We start from the raw sequence: 18960 nt of genomic DNA on the forward strand, positions 1-18960 counted from the left end.
GCGATGTATAGATTTGCAAAACAAGGTTATTCACGGCAGCGATCGCTAAGATTAATTGAGGATTAGCCAAAAAATCACAAAAAAATGCCGAGACTAAAAATATCTAAGAAAAATAAGGGTCTCGGCTATGTCCACCATTGTATCTCGCCTTGATATCACGCAAATCTTCTGGGATGTGGATGATTTCTGCAATCAGTGGCAAAGCTTATGGCAACAAGTACCACAGTTACCATCCACACCCATGAGAACGTCGCAGTCAGTCCAGGATGCATTTATCGGAAGTGATGACAATAGTAATCGCGTTTCATGGCAGTGGTTATAAGACTTTTAAGGAATTTTATACGTTGCACGTACTACAAAGCTGGCGTGGAGTGTTTCCAAATTTGGTCAGTTACACAAGATTTGTGGAACTCATGCCTTGGTGTTTAATGTTGCTGTGTTGTTTTTTGCATACACGAACAGGAGAAATTACAGGGATTAGTTTTATCGATTCCACCCCAATAGATGTTTGTCACAACTGTCGAGCGCATTCTCACAAGGTATTTAAAGGGTTGGTGAAATGGGGCAAAAATTCTGTGGGCTGGCACTTTGGATTTAAACTGCATTTGATTATTAATGATTGTGGAGAATTACTCGCATTTTCACTAACTCCAGCAAATATCAATGACCGAAAACCAGTCCCAGATATGACTAAAGATTTAATTGGTAAACTCTTTGGTGACAGAGGTTACATCTCTCAAAAATTATTTGAGGAGTTATATGAACGAGGGTTGCAATTAATCACAAAATCTAAAAAGAAAATGAAAAATCGCTTGGTAAAACTGATTGATAAAATTCTGTTACGCAAACGTGCTGTGATTGAGTCCGTCAATGACCATCTGAAAAATATATGTCAAATCGAACACTCTCGCCATCGTAGTCCATTTAATTTTTTGGTGAATTTGATGGCTGGTTTAGCTGCTTATACCTATTTGCCTAAAAAACCTTCAATTGATATTTACCCAAAAGATTTGCCTGCGCTACCTCCTGCCATTTTTTAGTTCCGTCGAACTCACGTTAATTGAAGAAGAATTCGGCTATTCTGAATTCAGGAGCAGAGCCGGAGACGGTCTGCTAAGGTGTCATAATCAAGACGCTCTCTACGACAGGCTGCGCGAACACTATCAGTTGGGGATTTTGCGTTTCAGTAGCGAAACTGCACCTAAAACGCTGTATGCTAATATCCCTAATCCAGCAGATGGTTCAGGCACTGGCTCAAGTGCTGAGAAAGCTAATTCTCCAATTAGCTTATGAGTAGCAGTTGTAGGATGAACTTCGTCCCAAAACACAAATTTTTCAGGGTTACATAAAACTTGTTGTGTGGGAACATCTATGGGTACTACTGATAAGTCTTTGCTAATACAAGAGTTGGTCACGTTTGTAAAACCGAATTCATCTGGAGTCGCAATAATCCTATCAAATAGGGAATTAACATTTAGTTCTATAATGTTGATATCGGGACTTAATTGTTGCTTTAAAGATTTGAGTGTCGTGTTTAAGGTAGAGTTATGTGTGCTGCTGAATGTATTAAATAAGTTGGAACGTTGACTATCGAAATTTGCAAAAGGCAATTTTCCTAAATCTGGCAAGTTGACCACCATGATATCTCTAGCGCCATCAGTAACAAGTGATGTCAACGCTGCTGATAAATTTCCCCCAGTATTGGTAGGGTTGGGAACACCACCGAAAAAGTAACTTAGGTAGTCATTAGTACCAGCCCAAATAATATATAGAGCATTAGAATCAGCAGTTTGTCCTGCTACAAAGTTATTTATCTGTTGCTGTAATCCTGGTAAGCTAGGTATACCAATGTTCTTAGTTCCTGTCGTCGCACCACCAAAAGCAAAGTTATTTTTCAGATTTAATGTTAATCCTAGATCAGAGGCAAGATAATCAACCCAAATTGGGCCATTAGAAAAACGCCCATTAGAGTAGGTTGGGCTTGGAGGAATGATTCCGTTAGTGGCATTAAATACATTACCAGTATCAGAAAAGCTGTCTCCAAAGACGTAAATGTTGTCATAATCTTTTGCTAATACTTTGAGTGGAAATATCAAAGATAATAGCAAAAATCCTATTGTTATAATTTGTCTTTGCACAGCTAATTCCTTAATCTAGTTTCAACCTTGCAAACATGTCTTTAAAAAGAAACTTCGCTCGAATGTTTAGAGCTTTCTTTTGCTTGCTGATTTAGAGCTTTCAAGAGGGTCAGGACTTAGCGCTACATTGCCCCAGCGCATCACGTTCGCAGAAATAGCACCGGCTGCACCGAAGCCATAAACGAGAACCAAGTCATTTTCGCGAATCTTGCCCAATTTGGCAGCATAGTACATATTGGCGACAGTAAGTACTGGCCCAATATTTGCATATTGAGAATAGAGATCGATCGTCCGTTCTGGATCAATGCCCAGTACGCGTATGCAGAAGCTGGCAAACCAAGCAGTAGATGTATTGAAAATAAAAAAGTCGATTTGCTCGAGTGTCACACTGGCTGCGGCGATCGCACCCTCACAGCATGTACGGAGAAACCCCACAGCGGTTTCGCGAGTTACCTTGTTGGCTTCCTTGCATAGCTTCATGCGAAGCTGTGGATTGCCTTGTGCGTCCGTTGTAAGTTTGGGAAAAACGACATTACACAACTCACCGGCATGAATGGTCTTTGTGCCAAGGATTCCCTGATTCAATTCTAATGAACCAACTACGAAAGCTCCGGCACCATCACTAAGGAACCATGACATGGTATCATCCTCGTCGAAAAAGCGAGAGTATGTGCATGAAATAACTACCAAAACATTGCGGTACTCTCCTGCTCGTACCAAGGCACAGGCGGTTTGAAGCGCAATAGGTGTACTGCCGCATGTTGCATCAAGATTCCATGCGGCACCCCCTAGATTAAGTTTACGGGCAAGGAAAGCTGCATCGCCCAACCCGATTTGTTCGGGCCATACAGAAGCGACAATCATTAGATCGACATCTTTGGGAGAAAGCCTAGCGGCTTCGAGGGCATCCCTTGCAGCCCGCTCTTCTAACGTCAGTGATGACTCGCCAGTACCAAGTACCCATCGCTCAACAGTACCACGAAATGGGTCTGACAGATATGGCATCATTTCTAAGTCAAACTCGTTGCTGGGAGTTGAGCCTGCGAGCGAAAACATCCTCGCCAAACTTTTTTGCTCTGCCTGAGCAATTAACTCAGGGTATTTTTGCCTGTAGTAATCATTAGTACGTCTAATGCTGGGAAAGCTCAGTGCGATCGCCCGAATACCTACTGGTTGATTCACCATAACTAATTTCCTCTCACTAATTCGTAGCGCCTTGCGAAATTAGACTGTCGAGACGGCTTCCTATTGGTGCAGAACTAGTAGGTTCAATGAGTACATCAATAACAAACGGACGAGGCGATGCCATAGCTTTCTCTAGCGCCGCTTGAATGTTGGACTCGCTTTGAACACGGATACCATCAGCTCCCATACCCTGAGCAATTTTGACGAAATCTGCTTGGGGAATTTTTGCATCTATACCGTTGAAGCCCAAATACGTCATTCCCTGTTCGCACATATTGTAGCGCCCGTCGTTGAGTACAATCCAGACAGCCGGAATTTGGTATTCTACCGCAGTGTTTATCTCGCTGTTCATGAGCATAGCACCATCCCCGACAATCGCAACCACCTTGCCATTCCCTGCTAAGGCGGCACCCACGACACCAGTCACAAAATGTCCCATAGACCCGAAGCCTGTGCTGATTCGGAAACGAGAAGGTTTGGCAAATCGCAGCAGGTGAATTGCCCAAACCAACGAGTTCCCGACCTCGGTCATGACAACTGCATTGCTCTGTTCGACAATCACCTGTTGAATCATATTCATCAGCACATCTGGCCGCACTTTCTCGTCAGTAAGTGGATAAATTACATCGGTCTTTAATGCCAATGACGGGAGTTTTGATATGCCAGGACGATCGGGAAAGTACTTCAGTAATGCTTTGACAAATACTCTCACATCAGAATGGACGGCAAAAATTTCGACAGATGGATACGCGGTTCCTGGTACTTGCGGGTCTATATCAACATGTAAAAAGCCTTTCCGAGGAGCCATCATGGGGTTCCAAAACGAAGTCAGTTCACCCAAACGTGTTCCTAAAACTAATGTTCGTAAAGGACCGTACTCCTGCATATACCTCAAAACCGACTCATGCCCACCGAAACCAGTGACACCTACAAACTGAGGATGATCCTCAGGAAAAATACCTTTGCCCCGTGGTGAACACATCACCGCAGCTCCTGTTCTCTCGGCTAGGTGGCGAATCTCTTTTGCAGCACCCCGTGCCCCGAAACCTACCCAGATGGCAAACGGTTCCTCAGATAATAATCGGACACATTCGGCAATTGTTTCCTCAGTTGCTGTTGCCCCATCGTGAGATAGAGTTACTCGTGGCAATAATGTCTTTAGTAAAGTTGTCTGGATATTTGTAGGAATACTTATATGAGCTACGAATCCTCCTGGTTGTCCTAGTCCAAGAGCAAGCCTTCGAGAAACTTCTGTGAGTTCATCGCTGGATTCGAGAGTGGTTGCATAATGGAATATTTGCCCGGAAGTAAAAATTCCGGCGCTAGGCATTGTGTAGGTGCTAGTTTCTTGGCAAGCCCACCGGCCACGCTGTGGCGCTGAAGTTGAAGCTGAGATCAGAATCACCTTAGCACCTTCCCAACGAGCAGCTAATAGCCCTGTCAAAGCGTTGGTGATTCCTGGCCCCGTGGTAGTGAATACCACAACTGGGCGATCGCTAGCAAAATATGCCTCAATGGCTGCAAAAGCTGCTCCGGCTTCATGGCGAAAGTGCAGCACCTGGATGGAACTTTGGTGTAGCGCAGCCCATACTGGGGCGATCGCACCTCCCGAAACACCAAAGGCATACTGCACTCCCATATCTTCCAGAATTTTTACCACTGCCTCCGCTACCGAAAAAGTATCGGATGGCTTGCTATTAGATGGCTGTTTACTTGAGTTTAATTGTTTAGTGGTATTCGCTTGTGTATCCTGAAATTTCACATCCATACAAATTATACTTAGGAATAATTTCCTTTTTGGAATAACTATTATCCCACACCTACAACTTAGTAATATTGTATTATCAATGTAATATAAATTTGTTTGGATAATGCCAATACAACTTTGGCGAGCAATGCTCTCCAACGCAGGTATAACTGTAAAACGACCTTGGCGGTTCACTTTGTCAATCTTTGAGCAACCTATAAGTTCCGCGTTACCCTGATATAGAAAAAATAAAAATGTTCAGAGACTTCAAGAACAGTGGATGTGGCGATGCCTGCGGTGGTCACTGACTTGTACTGAGTTTCGACTGCGCGGTAATCGAGCGAAGTCGAGATTCAACTACCGCGCAGCCGAAGTAGCTTTGTCGTACCCCTGCGGGCAAGCTACGCAAAGCGTCTCGTAGAGAAATGCCCCCTGCGCCAACACGGATGATTTCACCCGTCTTTTGGTTTGTGAAAACTGAACGCTATTAATCAAGCTCTGGAGTATAAAAAAGTGATTGAATTAAATCAGTATAAGGCTTTAACTTTCGATTGTTACGGAACCCTAATTGATTGGGAAAATGGCATCTTAGGGGTGCTAAGGCCACTTCTGCTGACACACAACACTAATTTGGATAACGAGCAAATTCTTGATATTTTTGCTGAATTTGAAGCAGAAATCGAAATTGGAGAATATATCAAATATCGAGAAGTTTTGCAAAGAGTAGTCCAGAAATTTGGTGAACGATTTGGCTTTGAGCCAACTGCTGACGAACTAAATTCACTTGCCGATTCGATTCAGCATTGGCTGCCTTTCCCCGATACAGTTGAGGCACTTAGAACTTTAAAGCAAAAGTTTAGGCTGATAATTATCTCAAATGTAGATGACGATCTCTTTGCTTTCTCGGCAAAGCACTTGGAGGTGGAGTTTGACGAGGTAATCACAGCAGAACAGGCAAAAAGCTACAAACCTGCCTTCAACAACTTCAGACTGGCTATTGAGAGAATTGATTTGCCGCTAGAGCAGATATTACACGTTGCTGCTAGTGTATATCATGATATAGTGACAGCCAAATCTCTAGGATTATCAACAGTCTGGGTAAATCGTCGAGCAGAGCAAGGGGTTAGTGCGAGTTTACCAGCAGTCACTCAACCTGATTTAGAAGTGCCTGATTTGAAGACTCTCGCGGCTTTAAGTTTACAGTAATTTGCTGATTTGAATTTAACCACGAGAGGAACAAAAAGTAGAGCGTATTTAGATAGAGAGATGCCAAAGAAAGAATTTGTTGTTAAAAAACTAAACAGAGATTGCAACATAGATTGATTCTGTCTTACTCTAGAAAAAATACTACGTCAGTTTAATGTTCTTAAACTTTGGGAACCACAGCATATAACTGGCTTGACTTTCCTGTGCGCCCTGCCGATCGCCTTGTTCAATAAAACACTTTGATAGCCTAAAACGATGAAAGCATCTGCTAATTTTGACTTTGAAGACGAGAAATTCAATGCACCGCCTTCGCAAGTCCTTCCCTGGTGTCAGATGATTAATCCTCGGTATGGCACAGATGGTATACAATCTCACGGTTTGGCGATTAAGCTGGATAATGCCAATGCTGTCGGCTTTGTACCAGATGATAACTGGCAGCAAGTTGAGCATGAATTTAGCTCTGGAGTAGAAACAGTCTTTATTAGCGCTACTCCACGCTTGGTCATAGTGCGCCGGGGGCCATTGTCTGTTAAAGACCGGGAAAGTGGCCTAAAACTGGGTACGCTCAAAGATAATTATGATGCTTTTTTAGCCGACAAACTTAAATTTAAAACCTTTACTCGCTATCTAATTTTTATAGTGGGTGAAAATAAAAAGTTTTTACATGAATCACCGCTACAACTAACTCTCAATGGTGCAGCCGGAGCGAGTTTCAGCAAAACCTACTGCGAATATCAACAAGGCAGAGTAGTAGGTGGATTCGTTGCTGAACTAGAAAAAGCTTATGCTATCTACCGCAAGCAACCTTTGACACCAAAAGGGCCTTTGTTCCACGCTCACGGGATTTTTTGTCCGATCGTTGAGTGTGAAGAAAGAGGAATTGAACCAAATACAGTTTTGGTAGCTTCAACTGTGGACTATAAACATCCCACCGTAAGGACTTTAACGCAATATTTAATTGCTTCCGATGCTCTGGAGTCTGCAATGATTTGTAAGACTTTTGAAGAATACAAAGATTTTGGCAAGGAACCTGTAAAATCAGAAACCCCTAAATTGGCAATGGCAGGAGTTTCCAACTCTTACGTTTATGCTGATGAAGATGATTTTGCTTATCCGCCGTATTAGCTGAGGAGTGGGGAGTGGACAATGGGGATGAGGGGATGAGGGGATGAGGGGGCAGGGGAAGCAGGGGAGCAGGGGAGCAGAGGAGCAGAGGAGCAGAGGAGCAGAGGAGAATAACTAATGCCCAATGCCCAATGCCCAATGCCCAATGCCCAATATCTATTCTTTGAGCAGCAAATAATATAATGAACCATTACCGCCTGTGATACCAGCGCGATCGCCCGCTAGTTTACCAGACCCCATGAAATAATCTACCCGGCCTGGGCCTTTGATGGCGCTTCCTGTATCCTGGTCAAGTACAAAGCGGCTAACAGTACGGTTCTCTAGTTTGCCACCACCAGCAGGATAGGGAAATGAGTTATAAATCAGCGCTAGCGCTCCTGGAGGCATGAGAGACTTATCTGTAGCAATAGAACGTTCTGCTGTCACTGGCACATGAATACTGCCTGTAGCTCCGGTACCACCAGTTTCTTGGAAGAAAATAAATCGTTCCCAGCGCGGTAGATAATTGCTCAACTCCTGGGGTTTTTGCCGGAAATAAGCAATCATCCGTGGCATTGTCAATCCTTCCAGGGGAAGTTTGCCATCTTTCGCCAGTTCTTTGCCGATACTAGTCCAGGGGTAATCAGTTCCACCTGCATAGCCAATTGATGTTGTTTTGCCATTGGTTAATTTAATTTGGGCAGAACCTTGGATATGTACCATGTATGCGTCTAGGCGATCGCGAAACCAAAGCAATTCTAAACCGCGTAATTTGCTCTTATTTCCTTTTAAACCATCTTTCCCTTCCAAATCAATTCGTTTTGGGTGAGGTTTAGGCCATTGGCTAAAATCTGGTGGTAGCCGATAAATGGGATACTTATAGATTGCAGTTTTCACACGACTAGCGGTGTAAACAGGTTCGTAGTAAGCAGTGAACTTAACAGTACCCTTGCCATCGTTGCCCACAGATTGGTAGAAGACAAACTCACGACTGACAGCAGCTTGTAGTTGGGCTGGTGACTTAGAACTGACAACCAGTTGGCGGAAACGTAGCAAACTCCTCCGGACGCGATCGAGAGTAATTTCCCGAACTGGATAATTTTGATATGCTGCGATCGCATCACCCTTTGTTAGATAAAGCAAACTGTTATCAATGGAAGCCAACAGCGCTTTGCGATCGCCTGTTTTACCTCTTTGACTCCAAATTTGCTCATCCCAACCCAAGCAAGTCGGCCGGAGTGTACAATCGCTTTCGATAGTGATTGGTTTTAGCGGCGGCGTTAACTCAGGAGCGATCGGTATTGGTATAGGTGGAAGATCCGGAGCAGTCGGTAGTGGCAACGGCAGTAAGTTAGGAACCTGAGCAACAGCCGACCAGAGAGGGTTTACGAGGGCAATTCCTAGACTCAAGGAAACCAAAGCAAGGGTTTTTCTCATCATTTAGTTGAATCTTTCAACACTAGAACTAAAAATCGGTTCTACCCGGATTGCCACAATCCGAGAAGGGCGTACTACCATATATTCCCCTTGAATATTTTTGATCGGTACGCTAATAAAGTCATTAGAAGCAGATTTTGGCACAAGTTCGCCGCTATACCATTTCTGAAACTCTTGAATAGTAGGAAAACGTACTTCTTCTCGGTGGCCGCTTTCCAGTAGGAGGTATACGGCATATTCATTTGCGGTTCTAGCCATAAAGTTGAATCATTTAAAAAACATTCAACCCATTGTTAACCACGTAACCCCCGAATGAAAAGGGTAAGCATACGGGAGGTTGGGAGTCAGGGAGAAGGAGCAGGGGAGACAAAGGAGACAAGGGGACAAGGGGACAAGGGGACAAGGGGACAAGGAGATAAACAAAACTCCTAACTCTTGTACAGACGCGATTAATCGCGTCTCTACTGTTAACTCCTAACTCTTAACTCAGCACGGGCTAAACGCCCCCGCTATCGCTAACAGCACTCCTAATGCCCAATGCCCAATAACTCTTCACTCTAGACGCTTAATCCTTTAAGCAGTTCCTTAAAAAGTGTAAGTTTACATTAGCTCTTGCATAACATTCCAATCAACTTCTGATAAGTCATTGGCATTATTGAAAAACAGTTATTCAGGAAGCGAAAATTATGAAACTTTACTATCGTGGTCTGAGCTACGAATACGACTTAAGCAAAGTTGGCAGCAAAAAAACAGAACAGCCGTTTCAACCAGTTCCTCAAATTGGGCCAGCTTATAATTTGATGTACCGTGGTGTTAACTATTGTGTCGATCCAAATTCCAAATCGGCAGAAGTTCCTCTAGCACCAGTAGCCTATAAATTGAGCTTTCGGGGAATAACCTATTTTGTCAATAAAACTCAATTAGGAGAGGTTAGCCTAGTCTCTCAACCAACAACTACTTCAAAAGCTGAGACACTGGCGATTTCTGAGGAATTATTAAAGCTTCAACAATAATATGCCTGCAAGCCGATCTGGAGTTTAGTCAGTCATAAACTTGTAATGCAATCCTCAAAAGACCTTGCTTGAAATTTTGCCACTACCTACTTTCTGTCTGAACAAACCTTACCAAAGCTGGTAGTTGTGTCAAGATTAATTTGAGGAATTAAGGTTTGTAACACAATGTTAGGACAATTATTAGACGGACGTTACCAAGTCCTCCAGATATTAGGTGGAGGGGGATTCGGTCAAACCTACATAGCCCAAGATACCCATCGACCAGGTTTCCCAAAATGTGTTGTCAAACACCTTAAGCCCGTCACTCGTAGTCCTGAATTTCTCAAAACTGCCAGACGGCTATTTACTAGTGAGGCAGAAACACTAGAAAAACTGGGCTACCATGACCAGATTCCTCGGCTTTTAGCCTATTTTGAAGAAAACCAAGAGTTCTTCTTGGTGCAAGAGTTCATTGAAGGACATACCCTGAAAGCGGAACTATTCCCCAATCAACGTTGGCCAGAAGATCGAGTCATTCAACTACTCCAACAGGTTTTGGATATTCTACAATTTATTCACAGCCACAATGTTATTCATCGAGATATCAAACCGGACAATATAATTAGGCGGCAACAAGACGGTAAGTTAGTGCTGATTGACTTTGGCGCTGTTAAACAAGTCCAAACTCAACTGCTGACAATTGCAGGGCACACGGGAGCTACTATTATTATTGGTACTCCCGGATATATGTCTACAGAACAGGGACAAGGTAAGCCCCGCCTCAACAGTGATATTTATTCCTTGGGCATTATTGGTATACAATCGCTGACAGGGTTACATCCGATCAACTTTGAAGAAGACCCAGAGACAGGAGAAATTTCTTGGCAGCATCAAGCTAACGTCAGTTCTGAATTGGCATCTGTGCTATCTAAAATGGTGCTACATCACTTTAAACAGCGCTATCAGTCTGCGGCTGAAGTTTTACACGTGCTTAAGGATCTCGATCCTAGAAAAGAAGCGCGATCGCTTCAACTACCATCTTCGACACCCAAACAGCAAGAATATTATCGTCAAGATTATCAGGTAGAAGCGCGATCGCTTCAACTACCAGATTTAACACAACCGCCTCAAGCTTCGCTTACTCAACAAAACTCAATTGGGTATCCAACTGCTTCTATTCTGTCTGGGGAAAGTTACAACCGCTTAGAAACAATTCTTTTAGAATTTGTCGGCCCCATCGCCTCAAGATTACTACGACAAGTTGCGGCATCAGCGTCCAATTTGGAAGAATTAATTAGTCAATTAGCCCTTCGTCTTCGAGAAAATCAACAAACTGATTTTAAGAAGAAAACAACATTTCTACTAGAAAAACCTACTCTCTTACAAGAACTTACTGTAAAATCCGATCCATCTGGTATTAACTCAAATAATTTAGCAAACCAAGAATCTCAAGTCATCAGTGAAAAATTTCTGGAAGAGTGCGAACGTGAGTTGGCTAATTTAATTGGCCCGATAGCTAAGTTTCTAGTGCAAAAAGCTATGAAATCTGCTGGACAAATCTCTCGTGCAGAATTTGTGAAAATTTTAGCATCGCAAATTCCCGAACGTCAAAAAGCTTTGCAATTTGAGCAACGCTTACTTTCTTGATTTTCTCAAAATTGCGTTTCTCTCTCTGTGAATTACGGATTATTAGCCTTAATTATTCAGCATTTCCAAAGCTATTTTCAAGCTAGCTTTCATCCGATTAAATGCTTCTGCTAACCCGCCAATTTCATCATGAGAGCTTTCTTCAAAATCAGCACTCATATCACCAATACTAACTTTTTGAGCTATTTTCTCTATTCTTCTGATGCGCTGAATCACATATTTTGTAATTAAGAAGTTAATTAAGAAAACTACGAACGCAAAGATCGCAATTAAAAGTCCCATTATCAATATCCAAGTCCGTGTGGCATTAGCAAAAATATCTTGAGAAGGAACAGAGATTATTTGGGCAGAAACAATCTGATTAAGTTGCCAGCCAAAACCATTTTCCGAGCCATAATTTAGCAACTGACTTTTAGGAGCTTGATCTGGTGTAGAATGGCATCGCAAACATTTCGCTTGGGTAATTTTTAGTGGTTGTGCAATGTAAAATACTTCACCTTCTGACAATTTACGAAAGCCTGTGATTTCTAAAGTATTAGGTTCGTTGCGAAAACGCTCGACAAGTTGAGTTTCAAAATTATCAGCTTTATCCGCTAAATTGGTTGGATTAAGTGTTGCATCCTTATGAAAAAAGTTTTTAAATTTAGGCTTTTTACGAAAATTTTCAAAAACCTCTTTAGAGGAAAAAGTTGGTACTACTTCAGGCAGGAATGTTGGGTTAGTATCTAATCTAGGTTCTAATAGGGGAGCAATACGATTTTGTGTATAATCTCTAACTGCATTCACCATTTGGATGAGAATCTCCGCTTGAGAACTTACTTCATTTTGCGCTCTCCTTTGAAGTACACTGGATAAGGCAACGCCACTTCCTAAAATACTGATGATGAAAACTAATATTAAAAGCAAGTTAAATTTAGCACCTATTTTTAAGTTTTTTAACGTAATGTTGTTTAACATAACCTAAGCAAGAAAGGTGTCCTGTGAGTTTGTCTAATATTTATTTATACCTCTTAGAAAGCATCTCAACAATATCTAAATAAATATTAATTTTTTACTGCAATATAACCTTTTTAGGCGGCAGTAAAATTTCTCTAAATTAGTTCTGAAAGCCAAATTATTTTCTTAACCATAATTAGTGATGTTTGTGCGATTTCCCCGTCGTTTATTTCTGTTTCATCTACTAGGTTTTACATTTGCTGCCTGCAAACCACAAAATGGAGATGGGGTTGAGGGCACGTTAACTATTGGTGTAATTAACTATGGTGGAGGCGAACAGATAATTAATCAATATGCGAGATTTAATAGTTACTTAGGTGAAAAAACAAACTCATATATTCAGTTAGAGCCTGTTTTTAATGAAAATAGAGCAGTTGAGCGCCTTGATGCTCGTGCTTGGTCATTGGTATTTGCTCCACCGGGTTTAGCAGCTATTGCGATCGCACGTCACCAATATGTTCCCCTATTTCCTTTAATAGGTATTAGTAATTTACGTTCAATCTTCGTTGTTCGCAAAGATAATCCGATCGCTGACTTGAAACAATTACAAGGCAAAACAATAGCTTTAGGACAGTTAGGTTCAGCAACAGGATATTATTTTCCTCTTTACAATCTTTATGGTACAACACTAGCTGACATCTTGTTTGCGCCCACACCCAAAGCAGCACTGGAATTGGTCGCTCAAGGAAAAGCGATCGCCTGTGCCGTCTCAGAAGCGGAATTAAGTCTCTACAGTTCGCAGTTGGCGCCAACCGAATTCCGCATACTATTTAAAGACCCTCACTATGTACCATTAGGTGTAGTTTTGATTGGACCGAATGTAGAACGTAACCGTCAAGAATTTATCCGCAAAGTCATGAGTGATTCGCCTTCAGATTTAGCTCAAGAAGTGGGGTATGTACCCAATGGACAAGTACCAGATTACAAATACATGATTTCTGTGGTCGATCGGGTAAGTTCAATTAGTTCTAAGCTGCAAAGTAAACCTGTTCGTTTATTTTAATTAAAGCAATAACAATACTTTCAGCCTTTGTTTTCTCTAAAATGCTCTTCTAATGCTCAAGTACCCTAGCTTTATGTTTTAAGTATACTTTTATACTTTCTAAATCATTAAAAAAAGACCCTTTAAAGGGTCTTGCGGTACTGATAAAAGAATTAACTTATTTACTCAATAATCCAAGTGCTAACTCTAGATACATTTTTGCTTTATGCAAAGCTAGCAGTTTTTCTTGAGTATACTTATCTAGGTAATTCATGATTCTCCCTTCCATCGTGATTTTGATGAGTGCAGCTTGCTCATCTGTAGGAGCATTCATCTCATCTATAGCGTTGCTCAGTGCTTGCATGAAAGCAAAGGTAGGAGATTTTAACCCTTTACCTGCCTCAAATTGAGATAACGCCATTCGAGGGAATACCATCAAGGATGTAATCCATGAGGTCTTGTACCCTTTATTCCCAGTTGCTTTGATGCCGTAGCGTAAGTATAGCTCACTGAGTTCTTTGATGGTTTTGATTTCTAACTCGGAACGCGTAAACATAAAATAGAGTTACCTCTTGTAAAAGTGGTATCGGTGAGCTACAAGTTTTCCAGACAATATGCTCACCGATTTAAAACTCTATTCCCTCGCAAACATTAGTATCAAGCCTTATTTACATCTCTCAACAATGCCTAATCCTAAAGGGAACCCACAGAATTTTGAGCCAGCACAACCAAAAGGTGAGGAACCCATGACAGCTACTATTAGTTTTCGTGCTACTGAAAAGATGAAGGAAGAGGTGAAGGCACAAGAAGATCCGCCAGAATTTTGCCGTCAAGCTATCCAAGAGAAGCTAGATAGGAATAAGGAGAAGTAGTCTAAAGTTTTTCGTCAAAAATAAAAACAGTAGAGGAAATGAAAGAGTTCAAAAAAATAATTTGAATCGTGCTAGCTGGTTTTTAATCGTCTCTGTGAGGATTTTGTCCAGTTCTATAGTGTCTTGAAATTGTAAAATTTGCTGTGTTGGTAAGTCGAAGGGAAATTCACCTTCAAAATCTGGGCGTTGCATTTGCGCTAGTAGAATCTGTTCAGATCGCTTACTTTGAATAGCATAGCCAATCTCAATACAGACATTCGGACTAGGAATTAATTGCGGCGTTTCCTTACCATCAATACTAGCAATGGGCGTGGTGTCAGCTATAAATAATAAACTCTTACGGATTTTCCGCATGATTGTGCGGTTAATTCGGAAAGTAGCACCGCTAGGACGAGAGGATTCTATTAATGTTAGAGGAAGACGCGATCGCAAGTTTAAATTGTCTAAACTTTTTCGCAGTTCTTCTTTGAGAATATTCGTCGCTGCGCCATACTCAGTTTGATAGGATAAAAAAATTGTTGGTTCTAACTGAGCCAACACCGCCTGTTTAGTAAAATAAATTTCATGACTAATTAAGTCAATGTTAGAGACGCAATAGCCACCGCTACCTTCAATATAAAATTCAATATTTTCCCCTTCCAAATAGCGCCCAAACCAAGTTGATTTTTTCACTTCGTCGCTGTCTTCCAAAAAGTCTGCTCGCAATGCTGATTTCAGCAGGCTTTTTTTGCTTAAGCGAATGTCTGGCGGACGTTTTTCCAATTCTGGAATCGGCTCATAATCCTGTAGATACCACGCTCTGAGCGCAATTATTGACATAAGGCGCTATTTTAACTGTTTCTCACTATTCAACTTCGTATAATCTTACACCCAGAGGAGTCCCTATTTCAGACTTCTCTTTAAATACAACAACACCCAAGCCTCTACTCCCTGAACTATCTCCTCTCTTTGTCGATCGTAGTTAGGGATGTACTAACTTCCATTGCTTTTGTAAACAAGAAATGAAAATCAGTTACAGTGCCCCCTAATCTTATAGATTTGAGGAAACAGCAGTTTTCGCCTTGGGTGTTGCTGTATTTTGACGAGACAGATGTAAGTTCAACAGCGTCTTATACCTCTTACTAACATTTCAAATGCAGCTGTTATTATCTGCCAAGGAAGCTTGTTTATTAGCTTCTACTATTAGATTATCATTTGTAGCTGGGAGGAATTTATTTTGCAACTAAACTTTACTTTTAAATGATTTTAATCGAATTAAATATATTGCATATCCTGGATCGATACTTGTCGGGTTTTGAGGAAAAGGAAAGGGTAAAGAGGAAAGAAAAAACCTTTACCCTTTACCCTTTAACCTTTTCCCCAAATCCAATTTCGATTTAAAAATGCACAAAGCGAGCAGTATTGTATCCTGGATCGCTGATAGCTATTTATTTAGCCTATATGTTAAGAAAATTATCATCTATCTTGTGGATGAATTTAAAAATTTATCAATCGATTTTTAAGTTTTGAAACTAACAATTGAGCATTGGTCAATAACCAATAGTGATTTTTCCCCTGCATCCTCATCTCCCATTTCCTATTGCTAGTTAACTATTTTGGCTGGAGGCTTGATGGGAATCTCAATCCAGAACTCTGTACCTTTGCCAGGTTCTGAAATACACTCCATTATTCCCCCATGTTTTTCGACAATAATCTGATAGCTGATTGCTAGTCCTAATCCTGTACCTTTGCCCACAGGCTTGGTAGTGTAAAACGGGTCAAAAATTCGCTTTTTTACGTCTTCATTCATTCCGGGGCCGTTGTCAGTAATCCGAATTAACAGACGAGAGTTGTCTGCTGAGACTTTAGTGGAAATCTGGATAGTTGGAATTGGGCATGAGTTATTCTCCTTGTCACCCCGATCCCGCCACTCTCGACGCCCTACTTCCAGAGCATCTATGGCATTGCTGAAAATATTCATGAATACTTGATTCATTTGACCGGCATAGCATTCCACCCGTGGAATGCTGCCATAATCTTTTATTATCTCAATTCGTGGAAATTCGGCATTTCCTTTCAGCCGATGTTGCAAAATTAATAAGGTGTTGTCAATACCTTCATGCAGGTCAACGCGCTTGTTTTCAGACTCATCCAAGCGAGAAAAATTGCGTAACGACAACACTATTGAGCGAATGCGTTCGGTTCCTAGTTGCATTGAGGTCATGATTTTTGGCAGGTCTTCTACCAAAAATTCAAAATCGATCGCTTCGATCGCGGCTTGAATTTCACTATGGGGATGGGGATAGTATAGCTGGTAGAGACGTAAAATTTCTAGCAGCCGTTCGGTGTAATCACTGGCGTGGCACAGATTACCGTAAATAAAGTTAACGGGGTTGTTGATTTCGTGGGCGACACCCGCCACCAACTGTCCTAAACTAGACATTTTTTCGGTCTGAATCAATCTTGTCTGTGTTTCTTGGAGTTCGTGTAGGGTCTGCTCTAACTGAGCAGCTTGATTTCTGGCTTCAGTTTCGGCTAGTGAGGTTTGTTGGTAGAGTTGTGCTTGTTGAATTGCGATCGCAGCCTGATCTGCCACCTGCTGCAATAAATCAATTTCTGTATCTTGCCAATTTCTGGGAGCCTCACACTCATGGGCAATTAATAAGCCCCATAGTTCCATACCCATATTAATTGGAACTATTAAGTTTGCTTGCACTTGCAAACTCTGCAAAAACTCTCGATGACAATCACTTAAAGAAGCCGTTGAAAGGTTGTTAATTGCCCGTACCCTACCCTGACAGTATAGACGGGTATACTCATCAGGAAAGCATTCTGGTGGTGCATTCACTCCCAAAACTGACTGCCAATCACCATTAATCTCTTCCACAATCACTGATTGAGTCTTCAGGTAGAAAATCAGCATTCGGTCTGAATTTAGCAGGGGACGGACTTCTTGAACTATGGATTGCAGAGTTGCTTGCAAGTCCAATGTGCGGCGAATATGCTCTGTGACTTGCTTGATGACTTTGGTAAACAGTAATGATTTTTCGAGTTCAGAGGTTTGCTCTTGCACCCGCAGTTCTAAGTTGGCATTCAGGGATTGTACCTGTTTATACATCTGCTGCTGCTGAATTGCCATTGAGAAATGATCGTATAAAGCTTGTGCCAAAAAGATGTCTTCCAATTTCCACTCAGGTGATTGCCCTTTTTTTTGCTCTCGCCAAATCTCAAAGGAAAGCTGGGGTAAAAGTTGTCGCCGATTATGTTCGCATCTTCCCGCCCACAAGATTTCCGTTTCCAATTCCGAGCGAAAAATAGTTAATACACCGATAAATTTTTCGCGGTAATGTAGCGGAATCACCATGAGTCCGCGAATTTCAGTAGAACGGAATGCTAAAGCCAAAACTCGCAAACGTGGTTCTTTATAGAGGTCGGTAGTTGCCCAAATATTACCTTGTTGAAACTCAGCCATCCAGTTTTGCCAGATGGGATGCTGTTCGATAATACTGTTATCTAACTCGTAGGGGAGTGTCGGTTGGTCGCCCCAGGTGTATAGTTCTCGGTTCTCTGCAATGTAAAGCCTGCCACCGACTCCACAGAAGGCAGTAATAACTTCTTCTAGTGCTCCTTGTAATTGGATTGTCGGCAGTTTATGCAATAATGTGGTGACTCGATTAATAGTAGCTTCTCGCTTTTGCTTGGCGTGGGCTTCAGCGAGTAGATTACTTTGAGCGATCGCGATCGCTACCTGGTCGGCAACTTGCTGCAATACTTTTAGTTCCCGCTTCAAAATCTTTTGCGGTTCACTGTGGTGAGCTACCAACAATCCCCACAATTTAGGCTTTGCCGATAGTTCTTGTGGCTCGCAATCTAAAATTGGTACTACCAACGAAGACTGTACGCCCATTGCTTTTAGGTATTGAATATGACACTGGTCTACTTGCCGATAGTAGATATTAGTTTCTAGACGTTTGCCAGTTTCTTTTGACTGTAGAGGCGATAGCCCAATCTTCTCATTTGCCACATCGACAATCGAACGTTGCCCCGCCAACAAAAACATCTCTCTGGCGGCTTCTGGAATATCATCAGCTGGGAAGCGTTGACCCAATAAAGATGGCAGACGTTGTTTATGAATAGATTCTGCAATCACTTCACCACTACCATCAGCATCAAAGCGATAAATTTTCACCCGATCTGCACCCAAAAATAAACGCACTTCGCTAACAGTAGTTGTTAATATCTCTTGAAGGTCGAGCGATCGCCTAATCTGTTTTGTCATCCGGTGCAGTAAGCTTTCTCGACCGAAGTTTTGCTGCAACTCGTTTGGTTTATCCCTACGTGTCATTACTTGTATTTAATTTATTTAAGTATAATTTTTTATAATTGTTCGCGATCGTAATTTTCAACTTACAATACTTTGATTTTCATCCTATTTCCAAAAATTCTTGCTAATAATGTATTGCTAAGGGCATACATGTATTACAAATATTTTGGGAAATGGATTAGAAGATGTTTGAAAAGTAACAGATATTTTGCTTGTTCCCTGTAGCCCTTAGACTTCTTGGCATTTGTCGCGAAAAGGTAAAGGTTTTGTATTTTCCCTTCCCCTTTAACCAAAACCTTTTCCTACGAGAGTGTAAAAAGCACTTTTGCCAAGAGGTCTCTTGGAAAGCGG

The 18960-nt window shown here is 41.7% G+C and carries 15 protein-coding genes and 1 pseudogene; 7 read left to right on the forward strand and 9 right to left on the reverse strand.

Going from position 1 to position 18960, the window contains the following annotated elements; genetic code table 11:
• The first annotated feature begins 127 nt into the window (after positions 1-127).
• Positions 128-1040, forward strand: a pseudogene (locus tag ACR5KR_RS27225) (IS982 family transposase).
• Positions 1041-1163: 123 nt separating this feature from the next.
• Here ACR5KR_RS27225 and ACR5KR_RS27230 read toward each other — a convergent pair.
• From ACR5KR_RS27230 to ACR5KR_RS27240, 3 genes are all read right to left on the reverse strand, one after another.
• The gene (locus tag ACR5KR_RS27230) at positions 1164-2138 is read right to left on the reverse strand and encodes an SGNH/GDSL hydrolase family protein (protein WP_445628361.1); all 975 of its coding nucleotides are present in this window, start codon (positions 2136-2138) and stop codon (positions 1164-1166) included.
• Positions 2139-2204: 66 nt separating this feature from the next.
• Positions 2205-3323: a 3-oxoacyl-ACP synthase III family protein gene (locus ACR5KR_RS27235; protein WP_448268641.1), complete on the reverse strand. Its 1119-nt coding sequence runs from the start codon at positions 3321-3323 to the stop codon at positions 2205-2207.
• 16 nt (positions 3324-3339) lie between these two features.
• Positions 3340-5091, reverse strand: a complete 1752-nt coding sequence (locus ACR5KR_RS27240; RefSeq protein WP_448268642.1) for a ScyA-related TPP-binding enzyme — start codon at positions 5089-5091, stop codon at positions 3340-3342.
• 492 nt (positions 5092-5583) lie between these two features.
• On the opposite strand from ACR5KR_RS27240, the gene ACR5KR_RS27245 reads away from it, so the two are divergent.
• On the forward strand, positions 5584-6276 hold the full coding sequence (locus ACR5KR_RS27245; protein WP_448268643.1) for a haloacid dehalogenase type II: 693 nt from the start codon (positions 5584-5586) through the stop codon (positions 6274-6276).
• A gap of 255 nt (positions 6277-6531) precedes the next feature.
• Positions 6532-7401: a DUF5895 domain-containing protein gene (locus ACR5KR_RS27250; RefSeq protein ID WP_448268644.1), complete on the forward strand. Its 870-nt coding sequence runs from the start codon at positions 6532-6534 to the stop codon at positions 7399-7401.
• Between the two features lie 156 nt (positions 7402-7557).
• Here the strand turns inward: ACR5KR_RS27250 and mltA are convergent, their stop codons facing one another.
• Positions 7558-8817 (reverse strand): murein transglycosylase A, encoded by a 1260-nt coding sequence (gene mltA, locus ACR5KR_RS27255; RefSeq protein WP_448270350.1) that lies wholly within the window; start codon positions 8815-8817, stop codon positions 7558-7560.
• Between the two features lie 3 nt (positions 8818-8820).
• Positions 8821-9075, reverse strand: a complete 255-nt coding sequence (locus tag ACR5KR_RS27260; protein WP_190728057.1) for a hypothetical protein — start codon at positions 9073-9075, stop codon at positions 8821-8823.
• A 428-nt stretch (positions 9076-9503) separates the two neighbouring features.
• Here ACR5KR_RS27260 and ACR5KR_RS27265 point away from each other — a divergent pair, with 428 nt between their 5' ends.
• Both ACR5KR_RS27265 and ACR5KR_RS27270 read left to right on the forward strand, forming a co-directional pair.
• A complete protein-coding gene (locus ACR5KR_RS27265; RefSeq protein ID WP_448268645.1) occupies positions 9504-9830 on the forward strand; it encodes a DUF4278 domain-containing protein in 327 nt (108 codons plus the stop codon).
• A gap of 165 nt (positions 9831-9995) precedes the next feature.
• Positions 9996-11456 carry a protein kinase domain-containing protein gene (locus ACR5KR_RS27270; RefSeq protein ID WP_448268646.1) on the forward strand — a complete coding sequence of 487 codons (1461 nt, stop codon included), beginning with the start codon at positions 9996-9998 and terminating at the stop codon, positions 11454-11456.
• A gap of 48 nt (positions 11457-11504) precedes the next feature.
• On the opposite strand, the gene ACR5KR_RS27275 is transcribed toward ACR5KR_RS27270, so the two are convergent.
• Positions 11505-12413 carry a c-type heme family protein gene (locus tag ACR5KR_RS27275; protein WP_448268647.1) on the reverse strand — a complete coding sequence of 303 codons (909 nt, stop codon included), beginning with the start codon at positions 12411-12413 and terminating at the stop codon, positions 11505-11507.
• Between the two features lie 181 nt (positions 12414-12594).
• Between ACR5KR_RS27275 and ACR5KR_RS27280 the strand changes: the two genes are divergently transcribed.
• A complete protein-coding gene (locus ACR5KR_RS27280) occupies positions 12595-13455 on the forward strand; it encodes a phosphate/phosphite/phosphonate ABC transporter substrate-binding protein (RefSeq protein ID WP_448268648.1) in 861 nt (286 codons plus the stop codon).
• A 157-nt stretch (positions 13456-13612) separates the two neighbouring features.
• Here the strand turns inward: ACR5KR_RS27280 and ACR5KR_RS27285 are convergent, their stop codons facing one another.
• The gene (locus ACR5KR_RS27285) at positions 13613-13990 is read right to left on the reverse strand and encodes a hypothetical protein (RefSeq protein ID WP_448268649.1); all 378 of its coding nucleotides are present in this window, start codon (positions 13988-13990) and stop codon (positions 13613-13615) included.
• Between the two features lie 127 nt (positions 13991-14117).
• Between ACR5KR_RS27285 and ACR5KR_RS27290 the strand changes: the two genes are divergently transcribed.
• Complete coding sequence (locus ACR5KR_RS27290) at positions 14118-14306, forward strand: hypothetical protein (RefSeq protein WP_448268650.1); 189 nt, start codon at positions 14118-14120, stop codon at positions 14304-14306.
• 48 nt (positions 14307-14354) lie between these two features.
• Here the strand turns inward: ACR5KR_RS27290 and ACR5KR_RS27295 are convergent, their stop codons facing one another.
• A complete protein-coding gene (locus ACR5KR_RS27295) occupies positions 14355-15125 on the reverse strand; it encodes a hypothetical protein (RefSeq protein WP_448268651.1) in 771 nt (256 codons plus the stop codon).
• A 763-nt stretch (positions 15126-15888) separates the two neighbouring features.
• Complete coding sequence (locus ACR5KR_RS27300) at positions 15889-18630, reverse strand: GAF domain-containing sensor histidine kinase (RefSeq protein WP_448268652.1); 2742 nt, start codon at positions 18628-18630, stop codon at positions 15889-15891.
• Positions 18631-18960 lie beyond the last annotated feature (330 nt).

This window comes from Nostoc sp. DSM 114159 (genome assembly GCF_053470285.1).

Excerpts from the sequence above, each read along its gene's own strand:
- ACR5KR_RS27235 (WP_448268641.1), bottom strand. The coding sequence starts at position 3,323 with ATGGTGAATCAACCAGTAGGTATTCGGGCGATCGCACTGAGCTTTCCC.
- ACR5KR_RS27240 (WP_448268642.1), bottom strand. The coding sequence starts at position 5,091 with ATGGATGTGAAATTTCAGGATACACAAGCGAATACCACTAAACAATTA.
- ACR5KR_RS27250 (WP_448268644.1), top strand. The coding sequence starts at position 6,532 with ATGAAAGCATCTGCTAATTTTGACTTTGAAGACGAGAAATTCAATGCA.
- mltA (WP_448270350.1), bottom strand. The coding sequence starts at position 8,817 with ATGAGAAAAACCCTTGCTTTGGTTTCCTTGAGTCTAGGAATTGCCCTC.
- ACR5KR_RS27260 (WP_190728057.1), bottom strand. The coding sequence starts at position 9,075 with ATGGCTAGAACCGCAAATGAATATGCCGTATACCTCCTACTGGAAAGC.
- ACR5KR_RS27265 (WP_448268645.1), top strand. The coding sequence starts at position 9,504 with ATGAAACTTTACTATCGTGGTCTGAGCTACGAATACGACTTAAGCAAA.
- ACR5KR_RS27270 (WP_448268646.1), top strand. The coding sequence starts at position 9,996 with ATGTTAGGACAATTATTAGACGGACGTTACCAAGTCCTCCAGATATTA.
- ACR5KR_RS27275 (WP_448268647.1), bottom strand. The coding sequence starts at position 12,413 with ATGTTAAACAACATTACGTTAAAAAACTTAAAAATAGGTGCTAAATTT.
- ACR5KR_RS27280 (WP_448268648.1), top strand. The coding sequence starts at position 12,595 with ATGTTTGTGCGATTTCCCCGTCGTTTATTTCTGTTTCATCTACTAGGT.
- ACR5KR_RS27285 (WP_448268649.1), bottom strand. The coding sequence starts at position 13,990 with ATGTTTACGCGTTCCGAGTTAGAAATCAAAACCATCAAAGAACTCAGT.
- ACR5KR_RS27290 (WP_448268650.1), top strand. The coding sequence starts at position 14,118 with ATGCCTAATCCTAAAGGGAACCCACAGAATTTTGAGCCAGCACAACCA.
- ACR5KR_RS27295 (WP_448268651.1), bottom strand. The coding sequence starts at position 15,125 with ATGTCAATAATTGCGCTCAGAGCGTGGTATCTACAGGATTATGAGCCG.
- ACR5KR_RS27300 (WP_448268652.1), bottom strand. The coding sequence starts at position 18,630 with ATGACACGTAGGGATAAACCAAACGAGTTGCAGCAAAACTTCGGTCGA.